This window comes from Bradyrhizobium sp. STM 3809 (assembly GCF_000239795.1).
In the GTDB taxonomy this organism is placed as follows: domain Bacteria; phylum Pseudomonadota; class Alphaproteobacteria; order Rhizobiales; family Xanthobacteraceae; genus Bradyrhizobium.
In genome coordinates this window covers 1-4753 of sequence record NZ_CAFJ01000588.1, presented here as the reverse complement: position 1 = coordinate 4753, position 4753 = coordinate 1, and the positions used below count along the sequence as shown (strand labels likewise).

7 protein-coding genes are annotated in these 4753 nt (G+C 68.0%); 4 read left to right on the top strand and 3 right to left on the bottom strand.

Going from position 1 to position 4753, the window contains the following annotated elements; genetic code table 11:
* The first annotated feature begins 2 nt into the window (after positions 1-2).
* Positions 3-533, top strand: a complete 531-nt coding sequence (locus BRAS3809_RS26490) for a GNAT family N-acetyltransferase (RefSeq protein ID WP_052523487.1) — start codon at positions 3-5, stop codon at positions 531-533.
* 2 nt (positions 534-535) lie between these two features.
* Here the strand turns inward: BRAS3809_RS26490 and BRAS3809_RS26485 are convergent, their stop codons facing one another.
* Positions 536-748: a hypothetical protein gene (locus tag BRAS3809_RS26485; protein WP_008965085.1), complete on the bottom strand. Its 213-nt coding sequence runs from the start codon at positions 746-748 to the stop codon at positions 536-538.
* Between the two features lie 430 nt (positions 749-1178).
* Positions 1179-2228, bottom strand: a complete 1050-nt coding sequence (locus BRAS3809_RS26480; RefSeq protein ID WP_008965084.1) for a hydroxyacid dehydrogenase — start codon at positions 2226-2228, stop codon at positions 1179-1181.
* Between the two features lie 141 nt (positions 2229-2369).
* Between BRAS3809_RS26480 and BRAS3809_RS26475 the strand changes: the two genes are divergently transcribed.
* The 3 genes from BRAS3809_RS26475 (at position 2370) to BRAS3809_RS26465 (ending at position 4040) form a co-directional block, all read left to right on the top strand.
* Positions 2370-2918, top strand: coding sequence for a thiamine pyrophosphate-binding protein (locus BRAS3809_RS26475; RefSeq protein WP_008965083.1), 549 nt, complete (start codon positions 2370-2372; stop codon positions 2916-2918).
* Entirely contained in the window at positions 2915-3514 is a 600-nt protein-coding gene (locus BRAS3809_RS26470; RefSeq protein ID WP_008965082.1) for a thiamine pyrophosphate-dependent enzyme, read from the top strand. The genes BRAS3809_RS26475 and BRAS3809_RS26470 overlap by 4 nt, the downstream gene beginning before the upstream one ends.
* A 172-nt stretch (positions 3515-3686) precedes the next feature.
* Positions 3687-4040 (top strand): VanZ family protein, encoded by a 354-nt coding sequence (locus BRAS3809_RS26465; RefSeq protein WP_008965081.1) that lies wholly within the window; start codon positions 3687-3689, stop codon positions 4038-4040.
* 57 nt (positions 4041-4097) lie between these two features.
* On the opposite strand, the gene BRAS3809_RS26460 is transcribed toward BRAS3809_RS26465, so the two are convergent.
* Positions 4098-4487, bottom strand: a complete 390-nt coding sequence (locus BRAS3809_RS26460; RefSeq protein WP_008965080.1) for a DUF1236 domain-containing protein — start codon at positions 4485-4487, stop codon at positions 4098-4100.
* Positions 4488-4753: the final 266 nt, after the last annotated feature.

Sequence of the window (4753 nt, the reverse complement as noted above, 5' to 3'; positions counted from 1 at the left end):
TCCTGGTCCGCCCTTCGCGCGACGAGGACGTCGAGGCGATGCTTGCGATCTACCGACGGCACGTCCGCCGCGGCGTCGAGGACAGCGCGGCCGGCACCGGGGCGCCGGAGCCGGATGATCTCAAGCAGCGCCGCAAAAACCTGCGCAACCACCGCCTGCCGCATCTCGTCGCGACCTTCCGCGGCGAGGTCGTCGGCTATGCCTATGTCGTTCAGTTCCGGAAGCGGCCGGCCTATCGCTTCGCGGTCAAGCACTCGATCTACGTTCATCACGAGCATCTCGGCCGCGGTGTCGGCCGGCTCCTGATGCAGGCCTTGATCGACGCCTCCGCCGCCGCCGGCTATCGGCAGATGATCGGCTATATCGATGCCGACAACACCGCCTCGCTCGGCATCCACGAGCGCTTCGGCTTCGTCCGCGTCGGCCTGCTGCCCGGCGTCGCCTACCGCTACGGCCGCTGGTCGGACACGGTGATGGTCCAGCGCTCGCTCGGCCCGGGCACGTCCGAGGCGCCCGCCACGCTCGGACGCTGAACTTACGACGGGAAGTCGGCCGCCTTGACCTGCACCCGGTCGGCATGCAGCGACCAGTCGTGCAAATTCTGCGTCCTGCAGAACTCCTGCTTGGCGATTTCTGCCGCCTCGCCTTCGCTGTCGGCCTCAACCTCCAGCGTGCTCTGGCAGATTTCGCACTGGCGGCCGTTCTCGCCCAGCACGTCCTTCATGAAATGGATGACATAGCGCGACATGCGACCTCCCTGCCCTTGAAGCAGTGCTCGAAGGTCATGTTACCGCGCTTGGGCGCTCGCTGTTGACCGATATCAAACGGCCGATGCAAATAATTGATGCGGCTTACGGAACCGGCTCAGGCGCCGACCGAGGGCAGGCTCGCCGCGGCGATCGCGACGAACCTGGAGACCGCGCGCCGCACGCGGCCGGGAGCGGACTTCAGGATGGCGTTCAGCTGGCGCATCGGACCCATTTCCCTTCGGCGCCGAGCGAAAGATCAGGCTTAAGCTCATGGCGCTGCAGAGAAAATGAGGGGCGGCCGGCCGGCTGTCGAGACGGCGGCGGAAATAGCAATATCCGCTTCGCCGTGGCCGCTCCGGAGAGAAGATTCATTGCTGCGCTGCGGCTTACGGCGCATGAAATCTTCTCCTCGCGTTCGGCCCTCTTCGGCTACTCCGGCGTCACTCCGAATGCCTCGCGGAACCGGGCGCTGTAGCGCGGCCAGGCCTCGGGGTTGATCAGCCGCGCCGGCCGGCTGCCGTCGAGCGCGGCGAGCAGCTGCTCGGCCGCGATCCGGCCCATGTTCTGCCGCGCCTCGCGGGTCACGCCCGCCGTATGCGGGCTCGCCAGGACATTGTCGAGCTGCAGCAGCGGATGGTCCGGCGGCGGCGGCTCCTTGGACCAGACGTCGAGCCCGGCCCCGGCGATGCGCCGCTCGGTCAGGGCCGCGAGCAGCGCGTCCTCGTCATGGATGAAGCCGCGCGCGGTGGTGACGAAATAGGCGCTCGGCTGCATCAGCGCGAACTCGGCCGCGCCGATCATGCCCCGGCTCTCCCGGGTCAGCGGGCAATTGACCGAGACGAAATCGGACCGCCGCATCAGGTCATCCAGCTCCACCTTCTCGGCGCCCCGCGCCGCGATCTCCTCGGCCGAGAGATACGGATCATAGGCCAGCACCGCCATGCCCAGCAGACCGCGGCACAGCTCGGCCACCCGGCGGCCGACATGACCGAGGCCGACGATCCCGACCGTGCGGCCCTGCACCTCGTTGCCGATCAGGTCGTTGCGGTTAACGTCGCGATCGCGGCGCAGCCTGCGGTCGGACTGGATGATGCGCTTCGACAGGGTCAGCATCATGCCGAGCGTGTGCTCGGCGACCGAATGGGCGTTGCCGCCGGACTGGTTGACGACCAGGACACCGGCCGCCGTGCAGGCCTCGACATCGACCGGATCGTAGCCCGCGCCGTTGCTGGAGACGATCAGGAGGTTCGGCGCGCGGCGCAGCAGGTCGGCGTCGGCATGGAAGCGCGGGGCGAGCTCGTCGCGCGCCGCGCCGATCTGGTAGGCATGGGCCGCCGCGAGGACCGGCGCCGTGTCCGCCTCGGCGCTCTCGTTCTCCAGCCGGTCGAGCCGGACGTCGGGGCGCGCCGCGAGCAGCTCGCTGAAGATCGGATGGGCGAGATATTTGACGTAGAACACGCGCTTGGAATTCGCGACCATGAACAGGCGACCTCCTGGTATCTTGCTTTCGCCGGACACGAACGGCGAATGCCTGACCGGCCGGGCGGGCATGTTGACAATCGATCGGGCGCCGTCAAGCTCGGGCCGACACGTCGCCGGACCGAGCAACGGGAGGAACCGATGGCCACTGACGCCGATGCGGCGCGCGCATCCTCAGCGCCGGGCTGGCCCGAGATCATCCTGCGCAGCTTCAAGCGCAACGAGGTCTCGCTCGTCCCCTACGTTCCCGACCGCGTGCTGACGCCGCTGATCAAGAGTCTTCACGACGACCCGTTCTTCACCACCTTCGCCACCGCGCGCGAGGAGGAAGCGGTCGGCATCCTCGCCGGGGCCTGGATGGCGGGCCGGCGCGGCGCGCTGCTGATGCAGACCTCCGGCTTCGCGACCCTTCCCAATGTGCTGGCCTCGCTGGTGGTGCCCTGCCAGATCCCCTTGATCATGATCGTCTCCGAGCGCGGCACGCTGGGCGAGTTCAATCTCGGCCAGTCGCTGGTGTGCCGGACGATGCGGCCGGTGCTCGATGCGCTCGCCATGGAGCATCACACCATGACGCGACTGGACGAGCTCGAATTCATCGTCGACCGCTCGATCAAGCAGGCGGTGGCGACGCAGGCGCCGATGGCGCTGATCCTGTCTCCCCTGCTCACCGGCGGAAAGGTGTTCGCATGACAACGCCGATCCGCAACACCAAGGTGATGAACCGCCACGACCTCACCTGCCGGATGGTCGCCAAGCTCACGCATCAGGAAGCCGTCATCGGCGGCATCGGCAACACCAATTTCGACCTGTGGGCGGCAGGCCCGCGGCCGCAGAATTTCTACATGCTCGGCAGCATGGGGCTCGCCTGCCCGATCGCGCTCGGCGTCGCGCTGGCGCAGCCGCAGCGCCGCGTGTTCGCGCTCGAAGGCGACGGCTCGCTGCTGATGCAATTGGGTTGCCTGACCACGATCGCGACGCTGGCGCCGAGCAACCTGGCGATCATCGTGATGGACAACGGCGTCTACCAGATCACCGGCAGCCAGCCGACTCCGGCTGGCCGGGCCGACATCGTCGCCATTGCCGCGGGCTGCGGCATCCTGTCGAGCCATTGGGCGGCGGACGAGGCGGACTTCGAACGGCTGGTCGATGCCGCGCTGGATTCGCGGGGCCCGATGCTGATCGCGGCGAAAATCGACGACAAGCCCGGCGTCGGCGCCACCCGTCGCGATCCCGCCCAGATCCGCGAGCGATTCATGCAGGGGCTGGGCGTCAGGCAGCCGCTCTGACCTCGCGCACAGGCCGCAGCCCGCCCCCCCCATACGGACCACCAAACGCCATCAAGCGGCCCTGATGGCGGCGGTAAGATCCGGCATTTCGTCGTCCGCGCCGTTAACTACACCGGTGGCTCAAGCCGGTGTGAGCGGGGCTGGTGGCCCGGATCATGCTAAGCAATCGGTTATGAAAATTGCATTTCGTGTCTCGGCCTGGCTGCTCGCCGCAGCCGTCGCCTTCGCGACCCTGGGGCCTCCGAACTCTCGTCCGCATTCTCATCTCGGCCAGGATGGCGAGCACGCGCTGGCCTTCATCCTGGTCGGGCTCGCCTTTGGCATCGCGTATCGGAGCCGAAGGCTCGCGGTGGCGACCTGTGCTGTCGCGCTGATCGGTCTGCTGGAGCTCGCGCAGCTGTGGGCGCCGGGACGGCATGCGCGGGTGGAGGATTTCATCGTCGACGCCGCGGCGGCCTGCATCGGCTTCGGCCTTGCCGCTGGCCTCGATTGGCTGGCGCGCCAGCTCCGCCCGCAGGCGACTTGAAGCAGACGAGGCCCCGCCGCTGACGCGACGAGGCCCCGTGACGTGATGGCCGTCCGATCACTCGATGATCTTGATGACGCGACGGGTGCGCGGATCGACGATCACGCGGCGATCATTGACCACGGCATAGCGGTACTCGGTATAGCGCGGCACCGGCCGCAGCTCGACCGTGTCCGGCAGCGGCTCGCCGACCACGACGCGCTCGCGCACCACGACGGACGGCGCGCGCTCGGCATCGATCGAGTTGATCACCGCATTTGGAATCTCCAGCCCGGCGCCGACGGCCGCACCCACGGTGCCACCCACCATGGCGCCGACCGGACCGGCGACGGCGCCGCCGGCCGCCGCGCCATTGGCCGCGCCCTCGACGGTGGTGGACTGCGCGAACGCGGCGGTCGATGCCAGCAGCGAGGTGGCGATCAGCGAAGCGGCGATACGGGTCCTCATCATTCTCTCTCCTCCAATGTGTCCAAGGTGCCCGCTCAACACCGGGAGAACGCCTGGGGTTCCGGTTCCAAATGGCCGAAACTTCATGTGTCGCGCGGGAACGAATCCGCGCGAGGGAGACACGGGGATCACGACCTGCCGTGCGCCGACGCGACGGAGAGGGAGCTCATTGCTATCCACGTTTCAAACAGCGCACGCGCCTTCGCCGTCTCGCGGCGGATCACGCCCGAGTCCTGCGATCGATGGGGCCCTTCGATGAATCGAGA